Source organism: Chitinophaga filiformis, assembly GCF_021646545.1.
GTDB classification, from domain to species: Bacteria; Bacteroidota; Bacteroidia; order Chitinophagales; family Chitinophagaceae; genus Chitinophaga; species Chitinophaga filiformis_A.
The window spans coordinates 437675-453339 of the sequence record NZ_JAKIRP010000003.1 but is presented as its reverse complement, the minus strand read 5'-3'; the positions used below and the strand labels follow the sequence as shown (position 1 = coordinate 453339).

Annotated in this window: 13 protein-coding genes; 6 read left to right on the top strand and 7 right to left on the bottom strand. The window is 47.4% G+C overall.

Translation table 11 applies throughout. From position 1 onward, the window contains the following. Positions 1–3 precede the first annotated feature (3 nt). The 5 genes from L3C95_RS11495 to surE all read right to left on the bottom strand — a co-directional run bounded on the left by L3C95_RS11495 (position 4) and on the right by surE (position 4961). On the bottom strand, positions 4–1026 hold the full coding sequence (locus L3C95_RS11495; protein ID WP_236386071.1) for a zinc-dependent alcohol dehydrogenase: 1023 nt from the start codon (positions 1024–1026) through the stop codon (positions 4–6). A gap of 13 nt (positions 1027–1039) precedes the next feature. Next, positions 1040–2272, bottom strand: coding sequence for an aspartate aminotransferase family protein (locus L3C95_RS11490; RefSeq protein WP_236386072.1), 1233 nt, complete (start codon positions 2270–2272; stop codon positions 1040–1042). Between the two features lie 537 nt (positions 2273–2809). Then, positions 2810–3322: a hypothetical protein gene (locus L3C95_RS11485; RefSeq protein WP_236386073.1), complete on the bottom strand. Its 513-nt coding sequence runs from the start codon at positions 3320–3322 to the stop codon at positions 2810–2812. A 125-nt stretch (positions 3323–3447) separates the two neighbouring features. Further along, positions 3448–3960: a hypothetical protein gene (locus tag L3C95_RS11480; protein ID WP_236386074.1), complete on the bottom strand. Its 513-nt coding sequence runs from the start codon at positions 3958–3960 to the stop codon at positions 3448–3450. Between the two features lie 269 nt (positions 3961–4229). Next, positions 4230–4961, bottom strand: coding sequence for a 5'/3'-nucleotidase SurE (gene surE, locus L3C95_RS11475; protein ID WP_236386075.1), 732 nt, complete (start codon positions 4959–4961; stop codon positions 4230–4232). Between the two features lie 62 nt (positions 4962–5023). On the opposite strand from surE, the gene L3C95_RS11470 reads away from it, so the two are divergent. The 3 genes from L3C95_RS11470 to L3C95_RS11460 all read left to right on the top strand — a co-directional run bounded on the left by L3C95_RS11470 (position 5024) and on the right by L3C95_RS11460 (position 8556). Further along, positions 5024–5914, top strand: a complete 891-nt coding sequence (locus L3C95_RS11470; protein WP_236386076.1) for a diacylglycerol/lipid kinase family protein — start codon at positions 5024–5026, stop codon at positions 5912–5914. 68 nt (positions 5915–5982) lie between these two features. Further along, the gene (locus L3C95_RS11465; RefSeq protein WP_236386077.1) at positions 5983–6969 is read left to right on the top strand and encodes an ABC transporter ATP-binding protein; all 987 of its coding nucleotides are present in this window, start codon (positions 5983–5985) and stop codon (positions 6967–6969) included. A gap of 30 nt (positions 6970–6999) precedes the next feature. After that, positions 7000–8556 (top strand): UvrD-helicase domain-containing protein, encoded by a 1557-nt coding sequence (locus L3C95_RS11460; protein ID WP_236386078.1) that lies wholly within the window; start codon positions 7000–7002, stop codon positions 8554–8556. Between the two features lie 15 nt (positions 8557–8571). On the opposite strand, the gene L3C95_RS11455 is transcribed toward L3C95_RS11460, so the two are convergent. Both L3C95_RS11455 and L3C95_RS11450 read right to left on the bottom strand, forming a co-directional pair. Continuing rightward, positions 8572–8994: a response regulator gene (locus tag L3C95_RS11455; protein WP_236386079.1), complete on the bottom strand. Its 423-nt coding sequence runs from the start codon at positions 8992–8994 to the stop codon at positions 8572–8574. Between the two features lie 2 nt (positions 8995–8996). Continuing rightward, positions 8997–10466: a sensor histidine kinase gene (locus L3C95_RS11450; RefSeq protein ID WP_236386080.1), complete on the bottom strand. Its 1470-nt coding sequence runs from the start codon at positions 10464–10466 to the stop codon at positions 8997–8999. 439 nt (positions 10467–10905) lie between these two features. On the opposite strand from L3C95_RS11450, the gene L3C95_RS11445 reads away from it, so the two are divergent. Genes L3C95_RS11445 through L3C95_RS11435 form a run of 3 tightly spaced genes read left to right on the top strand, consistent with a single transcriptional unit; the run spans position 10906 to position 14709 of the window. After that, positions 10906–11532 (top strand): (2Fe-2S)-binding protein, encoded by a 627-nt coding sequence (locus L3C95_RS11445; RefSeq protein ID WP_236386081.1) that lies wholly within the window; start codon positions 10906–10908, stop codon positions 11530–11532. After that, positions 11529–12512, top strand: coding sequence for an FAD binding domain-containing protein (locus L3C95_RS11440; protein ID WP_236386082.1), 984 nt, complete (start codon positions 11529–11531; stop codon positions 12510–12512). The genes L3C95_RS11445 and L3C95_RS11440 overlap by 4 nt, the downstream gene beginning before the upstream one ends. Before the next feature lie 28 nt (positions 12513–12540). After that, positions 12541–14709, top strand: a complete 2169-nt coding sequence (locus L3C95_RS11435) for a xanthine dehydrogenase family protein molybdopterin-binding subunit (protein ID WP_236386083.1) — start codon at positions 12541–12543, stop codon at positions 14707–14709. Positions 14710–15665: the final 956 nt, after the last annotated feature.

Below are 15665 nucleotides of genomic sequence, written 5' to 3'. Positions count from 1 at the left end.
GTTTTAAAACTTGATAACAGATTTCAGACTGGAAATGTCATTGTTACGCTGACGTTTGGCAACATTACATCCCAGGTCTGATACAGCATCCTTAAATTCATCGATGCCATATGATTTTGTGATGATCTTTTCCAGTCCCAGCACCTGGCCGTTGATGAGATCCACAGCATGTTTGAAAGTGTCTTGTGAATCGATGGAGCCGATGATGGAAATACTGCGGTCGGTGATCTCACGCGGATTGATGGTCTGCTGATTGTTACGCAGTCCTATCAGTGCAATCTTTCCGCCATCGGCTACTGCATCGATCGATTTTTCCAGCATGCTGCCTGTCGTATCTACGATCAGGTCGTACTGGTGTTTACGAGGTGCAAAATGACCAGACAGGTACCAGCCTGAAGTGAGAATATCGTTGTCGGTGATAAGCTCAGTTCTATTGGCAGAAGTCTCATAGATGGTGCCTGCCTGGATACCGTATTGTTTCAATGCCAGGTAGAACAATAGTCCGACAGGACCACCGCCCAGAATGGCTACATTATAGAATGGAGTGACTGCCAGCTTCTTCACCGCCGTTAGCACACAGCTGAGTGGCTCTGACATGGCGCCCTGTTCAAAAGGTACATCATCTGCCAGGGGATAGATGAAGCGTTTCGTAGTCTTAAAGTATTTCGTGAACGTACCGTCAATGGAAACGCCCGCCTCGGTCCTTGATTTCAGGAAACAGTGATTACGTAAGCCTTTCCTGCAGTTCTCGCAATAACCGCAGTAGTAGGTGGGGTCGATAATGACACGGTCGCCCACATTGAAGTTTTCAACGCCTCTGCCTTTTTCAACAATTACACCGGCAGATTCGTGGCCGATGATCACTTTCTCCTTAGCATTATATTCGCCGGAGATGATGCTGAGGTCTGTGCCGCAGATGCCGGTAGCGCGGATCTCTACGATGACTTCATCGGGCAATGTGATGGCGGGGTCTTCCCGTTCTTCCAGTTGAATGTTCCAGGGACCGTGATAAACGATAGCTTGCATGGGTAACAATTTTTTAAAGCTGACTGAATAATTTGTCCAGCCTGTCGCAGATTTCCTGTACATCGTCGACAGTGGCCGTGAGAGCGGGTCTTACTTTTACAACATTGCCAAAGCCATATCTGGAACCTCTCAGAATAAGTTTATGTTCTTCCAGTGCTTTGTCGATGATCCTGTTGGTCAGCGGTACATCCGGAGCGCCGTCTTTATCAACGATCTCCAGACCCCACATATATCCCATTCCTCTTACGTCGCCGATGAAGTGACCGTATTGCTCTTTCAGTCTGTTGAGCAGCTGGCCGAGTATAACGCCGTTATCGCGCACGTTTTCGAGGAATCCTTCGCGGGATACGATCTCCATCGTTTTCTGAGCAGCTGCCAGGGAGAGCAGATTGCCACCTGACGTATACGAGTGCTCAAATTTTTCCAGCACGGCAAATTCAGGCCTGTAAAGGATAGCCGCAGTAGGGATGCCTATGCCGCCTAATCCTTTTGCCAGCGTGATGATATCTGGTTGCATATCAAAATGCTCACTGGCGAACATGTAACCTGTTCTGCCGATGCCGGTCTGTACTTCGTCTGAGATGAGAACTATGTCCAGTTCATCACAGATCTTTTTGATCCTTTCAAAATACCCCGGCGGCGGTACAACGTTTCCGCCGTTGCCCAGGATGGGTTCCATGATGATGCAGGATACGTTGCCGGAGCCGCCGTATTCTACATAGTCATAGATGGCTTCTGTGCACAGGTAACCGCAATTGGGATACTTGGCAGAATAAGGGCACCTGTAGCAATAGGGCGCAGGTACAATAGCGTGTTTGTTGGAGATGGTATTGGCGAACGACTTTCTTCTGAAAGCGTTGCCTGAAATACTGGTCGTAAAAAGTGTTTGTCCATGATGGGAGAGGGACAGGCTGAGGACTTCATTTTTACCATTGAACTTGTTGGCTATTTTAACAGCGCCTTCATTGGCCGTAGAGCCAATGATGTCACGCATCCAGCCATCAGTAATGCCTTCAGGAGCATGTTCCAGTATGCTGTTCAGCACATTGGAAGCAAGTTCGCCGGTAAAAGAGGAGGAAACATGTATCAGGTCTTTTACCTGCTGCTGTAGAATGTCTACCACTTCCGGATGACTGTATCCGAGAGCGAGGTTAAAGGTACCTGAAACGGCATCGATGTACTCTTCGTCATGCGAAGTATAAAGGCGTATGCCACTGCCTTTAGTAAACTGAATGTTAACAGACATGGGGGTTGGGTTTTACATAAGAAAATCAAAAATGGTGGAATGGCGTAAGATAACGGGTCACATAGACTGAGTTACATAACGAACAAATGTTTCTTGAACTTCCTGCAGGGAATCCGGGTTATACAATTTTTTTTAAGACGTGGTGGACCTGAAAATGTGTCTAGCTTCATTATCAAAATTCACGATGCCAAAGTAGAATGTATTTATGAGAATTTCTTTTTTTTGTTTTAAACGAATCCTTTATTTTTTATTAAATAGGATTGTAAATTGTTGATGTGAGAGAGGAAATGAGATGAGCTGTAATGCTTTGTAGTTAACGGTTTCATAGAACTGCTGCATTCATGCTGCATGCAGTGGACCTGTTAAACTGCTGCATGTATTTTATGGTATAACAGTGTTATAAAACAGCAACTGAAATGATGTTGCGCTCACATGTTAGTAACTCCGTAAAACAGGTATGGCTGCTCCGGTATTGATGCGGAACAGCCACTCCCGTATTACTTTTCATTTTCGTTTATGAGAACAACGCTAGCGTCGTTATTCTATTACGGTAACCTTTCCTTTGTAAACACCCCTGATACGACGCTCACCAAATTCAAGTACATATGTGAAGGTTTGGTATTGCGGACCTTGTACGAATGTGAGACTGCCCCCTGTAGGTTTACTGAGTATCTCTCCTGTTCCGGTTACTTCCTGTCCGTCTTTGTAAGTGACATTCTGATAGAGCAGTGCCACATCAAAATTCTTATTGCTGTCAAATGCCGCCGAATCAGATGGCATATAGGTATAAGTGACTTTATCTGACAGTGTTTCCAGCAGGAATTGAACAGTATGCACCTGGCCGGAAAAGGAGGCTGACTGCTTCATGTCAGTAAAGGCAACTTCAACGCCGCCTGTCCAGTTTTTCCTGATGGCATAGTCCGTGTGAAAAAGGGAATCATTCAGTGTAAAACCATTACGCGGATCTACACCATCATTGCCACCATATACGCACCCTGAGAAGTATAAAAATAGTATAGCAGCCGCAAGGCTGAGAGTTGACATCTTCATTAGTTGTAGGTTTCTTGTAGTCTATACCGATAATGATGCAAATATATAAATTGTTTCTGATGACTATATAAAAAAAAGACTGTCTGCCATAGGCAAACAGTCTTCTTATAATGAAATTTTATCAGTTATTTGATAACCTTCACTTCTCCGTTGTATTCACCTTTAACGGTAATGGTCTTGTACTTCAGTTCATACACTACGCTATAAACTTCCTGGGTCTTTTTCACAGTAACTGAGCCACCGATCAGGGAATCCTGGTAAGTGGATGCTTCTGTAAATTCACCATCGGCGAATGGCTGCTTGAAGTATACATATGCATCTTCAAAATTCTTGGTGCCATCGTAACCGGTAGAGTCGCTGTTTTTATACGTATATGTCTGGCCGGAAATAACGGTGTCGAGGTCAATACCAACAGCGCTGGCAGTTCCCGCAAAACCATCAACAGCGATGTCTTTATCTGCAAATGCGATCTGTCTTCCGTCAGTAGCCCAGTCAAACAGGTAGCCATAAGGAGTATTGACAGTTTCTGTGTTGTAGGTAAAGCCACTTACAGGAGATTGGTCCGGATTCTCATCGTCTTTACTACAAGCAGCAAGGAACAGTGTGGCAGCGAACAGGCTAAAAACTAATTTCTTCATGATCTGTGAATTGGTTCTATTTGGTATAGGTTAAACATCGTCGTTATGACGAATATCTTAGGTTTTCTTGTTATCAGATTGACGGATACAGTAAAACAGTCATTCAGTGTAACATCCAGTTGTACGGTAAAAAACAATCATGCCCCCGGGGGCTTGCGGGCGCAAATATAGTAATATTATTTATAATGTTAATGGGTGGAAGCAAACATAATGGAAAGAGTATGCCCTGGCGGTTAACATGACTGCCAGGGCAAGTATACCTGGTTGATCTAGGACTGGCTATTCAGGGCCGCCTGTAGTTCTGCTTCATTTGTAAGGTCGAGCCGTAATGGGGTGATGGAAACAAAATCATTCTCCACTGCCCACCTGTCGGTACCTTCTTCTGCCGGTTCCAGCGGGGTAACGGTAAACCAGTAGTGCTTACGGTTCATGGGGTCGGTACCCGGTACGATCTTTCCATCATAAAGACGAACAGATTGCCGCGTCCAACGGATGCCTTTGGGCAGTGGTGGAAAATTGACGTTAAAAAGGCTCAATCCGGGTTTTTCGAGCAACAATTGAAGCACCATTTCCACATAATTCTCAAAAGCAGGAAAATTGGGTTCTGATTTACCCACAGGCGTGCTCAGTGCAATGCCTTTTATACCCAGTAGTACAGCCTGCTTGGCGGCAGCCAATGTACCTGAATGCCACATGCCGTTACCGAGATTCGGCCCCATATTGATGCCTGAAAGCACAACATCTGTCTTTGCGTAAAGGTGAGTACCTAATGCCACGCAGTCGGCCGGTGTGCCGTTCACCCTGTAAGCCTCTATACCTTCAAAGTTGATAGGAGAAGCCTTGAAGGAAAGTGGCCGGGAATGCGTTACCGCATGTCCCATAGAAGACTGTTCCACATCCGGCGCTACTATTCTTACCTCTCCGAACCGCTTTGCCACTTTTGCAAGGGCAGCTATGCCCGGACTGTAAATGCCGTCATCGTTGGTGATTAGTATTTTCATACCTATGCGGCCTCCAAATTCATGCCATCAGGGCATGGTATCCTTTTTGCAAATAATATGTTATGAAAGCGCATTTACTGCATAACCCCAAAGCGGGCGATAAAGATCATTCCGAAAATGAGCTGGTAAAACAGATCAGTGCTCATGATATCCGCTGTATATATTCCAATGTCAAAAAAGAATGGGTCAAAGACCTCACGCCCGATGCAGACTTTGTGATCATTGCAGGAGGCGATGGTACTGTCAGAAAGGTCATACTCGAATTCCTCGGCGGTAAAGCGGATAGAAGATATCCCATTGCGTTACTGCCCATGGGTACTGCCAACAATATCAGCCGATCGCTGGATGTGGTAGGAAATCCTGATGATATTATCGGTTCCTGGCATCAGCATCGTATCAAAAAGTTTGACGTGGGTAGGATAGCCGGCTTTCATGAAGAGATGTTTTTCCTCGAAGGCTTCGGATTTGGCGTATTCCCCGTGTTGATGGAAGCCATGAAACAACTGGAAGAACCCGATGAGCCGGAAGAAAAGCTGAAAATGGCCCTGGAAATGTTGCATGACGTCATAGATAACTATACTGCCCAGGAATGCCGGCTGGAAATTGACGGTGTGGACCACTCCGGCAAATACCTGCTGGTGGAAGTGATGAACATCCGCTCTATCGGCCCCGGATTGAACCTGAATGGTGATGCAGATGTAGGAGACGGAGAAATGGAAGTGATCCTGCTGGGAGAAGATAAAAGGAAAGCCTTTTCAGCATACATACAAGACAGGATCTCCTCAGCTGCACATAAAGACTACGATCTTCCCGTTATAAAAGGCAAAAATATCCGGATAGGCTGGGAAGACGAACATGCCCATATCGACGATGAACTGATAAAAGTGGGGAAGGGCAAAAGCTACATTGTCAGCATTTTGAAGCGGGAACTGGAGTTTTTAGTCCCGGCCTGAGTATAGATTGCTTGCTTCCTCCCTGTATAAGTGGTAATTTGCAGCTTTTTATGTGATATTACCTTTATATGAATTTGTTAGAAGTATCGGGCGTGCGCAAGCAGGAAGGCAATGAAGAAGTGCTGAAGGGTGTGAGCTTCACACAAAAGGAATTCCAGAAGATAGCCATAGTGGGAGAGTCCGGGTCGGGTAAAAGCACCTTATTGAAAATTATAGGCGGACTGACACAGGCAGACGGTGGACAAGTGCTGTTTGAGAACGTGCGTGTGAAAGGCCCGCTGGAAAGATTGTTGCCAGGACAACCGGGTATAGCTTATCTTTCCCAGCATTATGAATTGCGCAACCATTACAGGATGGAAGAGATCCTGTCTTACGCCAATACTAATCTATCTGACGAAGAAGCAGACGCACTTTATGAACTGTGTCACATCAGCCACCTGATGAAAAGAAAGAATGATCAGTTGTCAGGAGGGGAAAAACAACGCGTGGCATTGGCACGACTGCTCACCACTGCTCCCCGTCTGCTCATCCTCGATGAACCTTTCTCCAATCTCGATCCCATCCATAAGAATACATTAAAAAAAGTGATCCGTGAAATAGGTGAACGCTTCGATATCACCTGCCTGATGGTATCACACGACCCGGTGGATACTTTGTCCTGGGCCGATGAGATCATCATCATGAAAGACGGACAGATACTACAACAGGGAGCTCCTCAGCAGGTATACAGCCAGCCTGTGAATGAATATGCTGCCGCCCTGTTCGGCAGTTACAACCTGATACCTGCTGCAGCTGCGAAAGATTTCAAAGGCCTGCCAGGTATCAATGTGAACGGTAAAAGCCTGTATATCCGCCCCGAACGTTTTGAGATCACGGATAAAAAAGAACATACATTGAAAGGAACAGTAACGGAAGTACATTTCATGGGAAGCATCTATGAAATAGCAGTACAATTGCCTTCCAGTGTAGTCACGGTTAAAACAGGCAATAGCCATCACCGCAAAGGAGAGGAGATCCACCTGTCGTTATCCCCGGATGATGTCTGGTATGCCTGATAATAACCCCGGATGACGTAAATTCACGCCATGAAATTGACCCAGGAGCAGGCCGCCATCATCAAAAGTAAAGGAGATATCAGGATCATCGCCGTAGCCGGCGCCGGTAAAACCACCACATTGGCCGAATACGCAAAGGCAAGGCCTGATAAACGCATTCTATACCTCGCCTTCAACAAAACCGTCAAGCTGGAAGCAGAGAGGAAATTTGCAGCGATGAAGCTCTCTCACGTGAGGGTGGAAACAGCCCACTCACTGGCGTTCTATTACATCGTAAGAGGCTCAAAATATACCCTCAAAAGTGAAGGATACAAGATCAATGAGATCGTAGAGATCCTCAACCTGCGGGGCCTTAAAGGGAAACATACAGAATCGATCCTCGCTACACATATCAACGCCTATCTTGCCTATTTCTGCAACAGTGCGCCTGCCCGCGTGCAGGAACTCGACTATGAAGATATATTGACAGATAAGGAAGCCATCGAATTCGCCACTAAATACAAAAAGGACATCCAGTACCAGACCCGCCTGTTCCTTGATAAAATGAACAAGGGGGAGATTCCCATCACACACGATTTCTACCTGAAGAAGTTCCAGCTGGCCCGTCCTGTCCTGGACTATGACATCATCCTTTTTGATGAAGGACAGGATGCTTCCGGCGCGATGCTGGACGTGTTCCGTTCGCAACAGGGTACCAAGGTACTGGTAGGAGACAGTCATCAGCAGATCTATGGCTGGAGGCATGCAGTGAACTCCCTCGATAAACTGAACTACCCTTTATTTACGCTCAGTACCAGCTTCCGTTTCGACCAGGACATTGCTGATCTGGCGTCTTATGTCATACAGTGGAAAAAGCTGTACAGCGCTCCCCTGACGGTGAAGATCATCGGCTTTGGGAAATCTCATAAGAACCATACCCGCGCGGTAGTAGCAAGAACGAATGCGGGTTTACTGGTCAAGGCAATTGAACTGCTGATCGAAAAGAAAGAGATCAGGACCATCTATTTTGAGGGCCGACTGGAGAATTATACTTATGCCAATGAAGGCGCTTCTGTATATGATATCCTGAATCTTTATACAGGGGACGTAGGACGTATCAGGGATAAAACTATTGCCAGCATGGATAGCATGGACGACCTGGAAGAGTATATTAAAACCACCGGAGAGGCGCAAATGGGGATGTTGGTAGACATGGTGAAGAAATATGGAACAAAGATCCCCGGGTATATCAAAAAGCTGAAAGATTGTCACCTGGAGCACGATGATAAAGAGAAGGCCGATATGATCTTTTCTACCGTACATCGTTGCAAAGGAATGGAATATGACGAGGTGACGCTGACAAACGACTTCATTACCCACGACAAGGTCGTGAAACAGGCAGAGAATATCGACAGGGTTAATATTTCGAAATTATCAGAAGAGATCAATCTCCTTTATGTAGCCATTACAAGGGCTAAAAGCCATCTGTATATTCCGCAGGAGATCCTGACAGGACAACAGAAACTAGTGCCGGCCATTAAGAAACGAAGGGCCTCTGCGGCAGAGACAAAAGGGGAGAACTATGTGTACGCAGGAGAAAGAAAGTAGTATGCAGTATCGCTGTTAATTCTTCTTGAAGTTCAGCAGGTCTATCATCAGGTTAAATGCGTCCATAGCACTGGGACTGTTTAGTTTTAACGGTTTGATGATGTAGCCTGATACGCCCAGTCTTTCCGCCATGGTTTTGTCATCACGGTCGCCGGAAGTGGTCAGTATAAAACGCTTGATCTGCTTAAATTCCTGGCGCCCGCGCATATATTCCAGTACTTCAAACCCGTTCACCTTAGGCATGTTGATGTCGATCAGCATTACATCCGGCAATGGGCCGCTGCCTGAACTGATCTGTTCATCCAATAGCATAATTGCTTCCTCACCATTTTTTGCATTGGTCAGTTTGTAAAAGATATTCAATTTATCTAGTGAACGTTTAATGTCTATCACATCCAGCGTATCGTCTTCTACCAATAAAATATTGATCGGTTGCATTGTTACTCTTTTGACCAGGTGAACGAAAAGACAGAACCTTTCCCTGGCGATGAATTTACATTGATCTGTTGCTTCTTCATGTCGATGATTTTCTTGACTATTGCCAGTCCCACGCCCGTACTTTCGAAGCTGTCTCTGTCTTTTAAAGTCTGAAAAATAATAAAAATCCTTTGTTGGTAGTGCTTTGCAATACCATTTCCATTGTCTTCAATGAAAAATTCATAATAATCGGGCCATTCTTTATAATATACTTTAACGCTGGGAGCCGGCTTGTCATTGTGTTTGATGGCGTTACTGATCAGGTTGGAAAAGATCTGAAAGAGCCATAGTTTCTCGGCGTGAACCACAGGCAGATTGCTGATCTGTACCTGTGCATTGGCGGTATCAGGCAAATTTTCCACCACTTCTTTCACGAGGGCATTAAGTTGCACCTCTTCCTTTTCAATGTCCTGTTTGTCTGCTTTGGCATAGGAAAGCAGCCCTTCAATCAGGTTTTCAGCCCTGTGAACACGCCCTTTGATGATGCCCATATATTCATTCACCTTTGGTGTCAGCTCCTGTTGATGATCTTCTTCAATCCAGGACACAACGTTACTAATGCCTCTCAGCGGGCCTTTCAGGTCGTGGGACACGATCTGGGCGAACTGGTCCAGTTCCTCATTGGAGCGTTTTAACAGGGTAATATTCCTGGACAGTTCTTGCGACATATGGTTGAGGGCATTCCCGAGGGAGCTCAGTTCATCTTTACCAATGTCTTGAATGGTGACATCATAACGCCCGCCGGCAATATCGTTGGCCATATCTGTCATTACCCTGATACGCCTGGATATCTTTAAAGTAACAAAGATGATAATGAATAATCCTAGCACGATGGATGTGGAAGTCAGCAGTAAGGACAATCTGTTCGTGCGCGTCACAGAGGCTGCCAGCTCCTGTTTCCGGATCTCGCGCATGGCGTATTCTGAGGCGGAAAATGCTTTAAACTGTTCCTGCAGGGCCGTCTGGATGCTTCTTTCGTGACCGGAGGCAAACTTCTCCTTATATACCCTGTTAAAGGTATCCAGGTGCTGACGGCTGATGGCGGCGGACATTTTGGCCTGTTTCAATGGGTCTGTATATTCTTCCGTCCATTGGTCATTCAGCTCCCTGATGTGGGTAAGCATCCTGCTCTGGGCAGAATCGGTAATGAGTCCCGCCATTTCTTTTAAGAGCTGCTCGTTTTCAATATTGGCAGTATCATACGACTCCACGAACGACTTCTCGCCCGTTAGCAGGTAGCCCCTAAGCCCATTCACCATTGTCAGCAGATTCCGTTGAAACCTGCTGCTGTTACGCACCAGGTTGGTGGACCTGGTAAAGTAATCATTGTTCTCCATTACCGCATTCGACAGGCTGAAGTTGACGAAAGTCGTGATGGAAAACAGCACCAGGACGGACACAAATCCCAGAAATATGTAATGAGATATCTTCATTGTACCGGCAAGTCTAGTAAAAAAATGCTACAAGCCCAATTTTGAAGATGCAGGAGGAGAGGACCAAAACAGGACTATCCCGGAAAATAGCACGGCCGGCATAGCCCTCCGGTATAGTTTTGGTGGCATCCCTGGCAATGTCTGCACTGCTACATACATCCATTTCGTTGTGTGGCAGTGTATATAACGACGCTGTATCGTATGACGTGCTGGTAAAGGCTTATGTGCCGGGATGATGGTTTTATCGATATCTTGCGGCGTAGCCACCTGCCATTCGTCATTTCATGACGCACGTTATTGACTAAATTCATTAAGTTGAAATACGCCATTCAAGGCAATAAGGAAGCGATGAAGTAAACAGAAAACCTGAAATTGCCGGAGGCTTTACACAACAAACGATAAACCGCACAATACTGTCAAACTGAAACTGAAGCAAACTATGGATGACCAACTCAAAAACGGGGAGCATACCGGTACATCCCGGCGCTCTTTCCTGAAGAAATCCTCCCTGATCACCGCGCTGGCCCTAACGCCCGACACTGTGATCAAAGCCGCTGAGAAGGGCATTGATGAACAGATCGCATCGGCTATTGAAACAATGCCGCTGAATGTCACCATCAACGGGGTGAAACAAAGCGTCAGGATAGAACCACGTGTTACCTTACTGGACCTGCTGCGGGAACGTCTGCACCTGACCGGAACGAAAAAGGGATGCGACCACGGACAATGTGGCGCCTGCACCGTACATGTGGACGGCCAGCGGGTGAACTCCTGCCTGACCCTCGCCCTGACAACGGAAGGCCGGAACGTGACCACCATCGAAGGACTGGCAGATGGCGACAACCTGCATCCTATGCAGGAAGCTTTCCTGGAGCATGACGGTTTCCAGTGTGGATACTGTACACCCGGACAGATCATGTCTGCCGTATGCTGCATCCGGGAAGGGCATGCCAATACACCGGACGAAGTACGTGAATACATGAGTGGCAATATCTGCCGTTGCGGCGCCTATTCCAATATCGTAGATGCTATCATGGACGTAAAACAGGGAGGGAAAAAAGTATGAACCAGTTCAGTTATGTGAGGGTCACCTCCAAAGAATCTGCCATTGCGGCGATGGCAAAAGAGAAAACCGCTATGTTCCTGGCTGGCGGTACCAACCTTGTAGACCTGATGAAGAGTGGTGTAACAAGCCCGGAAAGGTTAGTAGACATTAACAGTGTTCCCCTGGCAACAATCGAAGAAACTAAAACCGGTCTCCGTATAGGTGCGCTGGCAAAAAATACTGCTGTGGCAGAAAATCCGCTTGTCGTCAAACACTTCCCGCTCTTATCGCAGGCCCTGAAAGCAGGCGCTTCTCCACAGCTGAGGAACATGGCCACTGTAGGTGGTAACATGATGCAGCGTACCCGTTGTCATTACTTCTACGACAGCGCATTGCCCTGTAATAAGCGTAGCCCCGGTTCCGGCTGTGGCGCCATAGGAGGTTTTAACAGGATGCACGCCATTTTTGGCGCCAGCGACAAATGCATTGCCGTACATCCCAGCGACATGTGCATTGCACTCACTGCCCTGGATGCAGTCATTACCGTGGCGGGGCCTAAAGGAGAACGGAAGATCCCCTTTGGAGATTTTCACCGTCTGCCGGGCGATACGCCTGAACAGGACAACAATCTCCAGCGGGGAGAGCTGATCATTGCTGTAGATATTCCTTTCAACCAGTTAGCGGAACATACGCATTACCTGAAAGTACGCGATCGTGCGTCCTATACATTTGCACTCGTGTCAGTAGGTGCTGCTATGCAGATCAAGGGTGGCAACATTGCCGACGTACGACTCGCCATGGGAGGTGTAGCGCATAAACCCTGGCGTTTGAAGGAAGCAGAGGCCTGGCTGAAAGGAAAGCCTGCCACAGAAGAGAACTTCCGCAAGGCGGCCAGTATGGCCATGACCAATGCGAAGTCGCAGGGAGGTAATGAATTCAAACTCACCCTAGCGCCCAACACCATAGTGGAAGCGCTTAAAACAGCTGCCGCGCAGGCATAACATCTTCTAAACGTTTAAAACCCACCATATGGGAATCGATAAAAAAAGTGAGCCGATCAACCGGGTAGATGGCAGGGCCAAAGTGACTGGTAAGGCGAAATACTTTGCAGAATTTGAAGTGCCGGGAGTTACTTTCTGTGTAATGGTGACCAGCCCTGTTACACGTGGTACCATTACAAGCATCAATACCAAAGCCGCCGAACGCGCACCCGGTGTACTGGCAGTATACACTCACCTGAACATGCCCGCCATCCCTGGCTGGGCAGATCAGGGCAACAACAGTAAACTTTCTTCCGGCGGAGAGCGATACCGCATGTTAGGCAGTAATAAAATACTCTTCAATGGTCAGCCTGTTGCTGTGGTCATTGCTGATACCCTGGAACGCGCGCAGCATGCCGCTTCCCTGGTAACAGCCACCTACAACAAAGCCGAACATCATACTGACCTGCTGAAGAACAAGGACAAAGCAGCGATGCCTCCCCGTTTGGGCGACTATACCCGCGGTAGTGATACCAACGCACACAATACTGCTCCCGTAGTGTTGAAGGCAGATTATACCGTTCCCATTGAAGTACACAATCCTATGGAGCTGGCAGGTATCCTCGCCTTCTGGGAAGGAGATGATAAACTCACCGTATATGCCAAAACGCAGGGTGTAAAATCCACCCAGCGCACGCTTGCCGGTGCATTTAAGATCGACGAGAAGAATATACAGGTACACTCCGAATTTGTAGGCGGAGGGTTTGGTATGGGCTTACGCACCTGGCCTCAGGAAGTAGTAGTAGCCGCCGCTGCCCGTGCACTGAAAAAGCCGGTGAAACTGGTGCTGACCCGCGATCAGATGTTCACGCTTGTAGGTTATCGTCCTTACACCATTCAGAATATCAGCATGGGCGCCACCCAGGATGGTCAGCTGACAGGTATTTACCATGAAGCTACCGCCGAAACTGCCAACTACGACGACTTTACCGAGGGTACCGTTGCCATGACCCGTTTCATGTATGCCTGCCCGAACGTAACTACTAAATACCGCATTGTTCCACTTGACAGAGGCGTACCTATCTGGATGCGTGGTCCCGGGGAAGCTACCGGCGCATTTGCACTGGAATCGGCTATTGATGAAATGGCATATAAAGTGAAGATGGACCCCCTGCAGTTCAGGCTGAAGAACTTTGCAGAAACTGACCCGGAAAAGAACAAACCCTTTTCCAGCAACAACCTGAAAGAAGCCTACCAGCTGGGCAGCGAAAAGATTGGCTGGGCCAAACGTAATCCCACCCCTGCATCCATGAAGGACGGCGAATGGCTGGTAGGTTATGGCATGAGTACCGGTGTATTCGGCGCTCATCGTGGTGAGTCTACCTGTCGTGCACAATTGAATGCCGATGGCACTTTACTACTACAGAGTGCTACCAGTGACATTGGTCCCGGCACCAGTACTGCCATGGTGCAGATCGCCCACGAGGTAACTGGTCTGCCTATAGAAAACATCCGCTTTGAACTCGGTAATGCCGCCTTCCCACCCTCCGGCAGCCAGGGTGGTTCTTCTACCGTATCTTCTGTAGGATCAGCCGTATTCGATGTGTGTACTGCCCTGAAAGGTATACTGACAGAAGCAGGACTGGCATTCGATAATGGCACTGTGAAGCCGGCTGCCGGTAAGTCAGACAGTTTGCAGCAGGTACTGTCGAAACAGAACAAGACTTTCTTCGAAGTAACAAAATCATCCAAGGGTGGTGCGGAGCTGGAGAAGTATTCCCTGTATTCTTTTTCCATTCACTTCGCAGAAGTGCGGGTACATCCTGCTACCGGTGTTGTAAGAGTGAAAAGAGTTGTAACAGTCGCTGATTCCGGCAGAATTGTAAGTCCCAAAACTGCAGCCAGTCAGATGATCGGCGGTGTAACCGGCGGTATCGGTATGGCGCTCACAGAAGAAGGTATCATCGACCACCGCTTCGGACGTTTTGTGAACAACAACCTGGCAGATTATCATGTGCCTGTAAGTGCCGACGTACCGCACATTGAGACGATCTTCATAGACAAGCCTGATCCGGTCACTAATCCGATGGGTTCGAAAGGTATGGGTGAAATCGCTCTGATCGGCTTCTCTGCTGCAGTCGCAAATGCTGTCTATCACGCTACCGGTAAGCGTATCCGGGAGCTTCCCATAACGCCGGATAAGATATTGTCTGCTTAATTTTTTAAGGCCTCCATATTCTGGGGGCCTTTCTTTTTGCCATTTCCGCCGATATTGACGCGTTGTCTGCTGCAAGTCTTCCCTGGCATATGCAGTTTCGGGAATGCTGTTCATCCGCCGTGTCAGACGTACCAGCTTTGCTTCAGTGTTCTAAGGCTTATGGAGTTTCTGTGGTGGTTGTTGTGTTTGTCGTCTGCTGCGGCTTCAGGTGGGACCACTGGCTGTAGTTCTTTGAAGCCGCTTGCTATTGGGCATATTCAATCGGGCGGGCATTAGGAATGCTATGAACCCACTGGTGCATCGTATCAGCGCCTGCTTCAAACAACTAAGGCCAGGGTCTCCACCCGAAGCCTTCCGCTGCCTTCGGGGGGCTGTGGTGGTATTGGGTTTCATTGTCAATAGGGATACTTTTATTACCGGAATCATCCCTCATTGACATGCCTATTATGCTTTTGACATGCTCTTACAGTGTTTTTATATTGTATTATATTAATCGTGTCTATAAGAGGCAAAAGGCAGAGTCGAAATTGTTGCCATATGTGAGCCATCCGGGGAGATCATATTTGTTGCCCAATACATCTTTTTAAGAGTATTAGGAGAACTTTTGGAGTGTGTCCGTTTCTTCTACACTTCTGTTTGTGGTGCATACGTTACCCATAAAACTAGTTGGGAGTCCGGCGGAGGGCTTCGGGTGGAGACCCTGGCCTTAGTTGTTTGAAGCCGGCCGACACGTCCTACCAGGGGTTAAATAGATATCCCACCGCTCCTCCGCTTGAAAATGCTCAATAGCACGCAGCTTCAAAGAACTCAGCCAGCGGTCCCACCTGAAGCCAGCAGCACCAAAACACAGCACCAAAACACAGCACCAAAACCCAACACCAAATCACACAAAACACAGCACCAAAATCAGAAACTCCAAAAACGCAAATGAAGCACCACATGTGCATATATTCCTC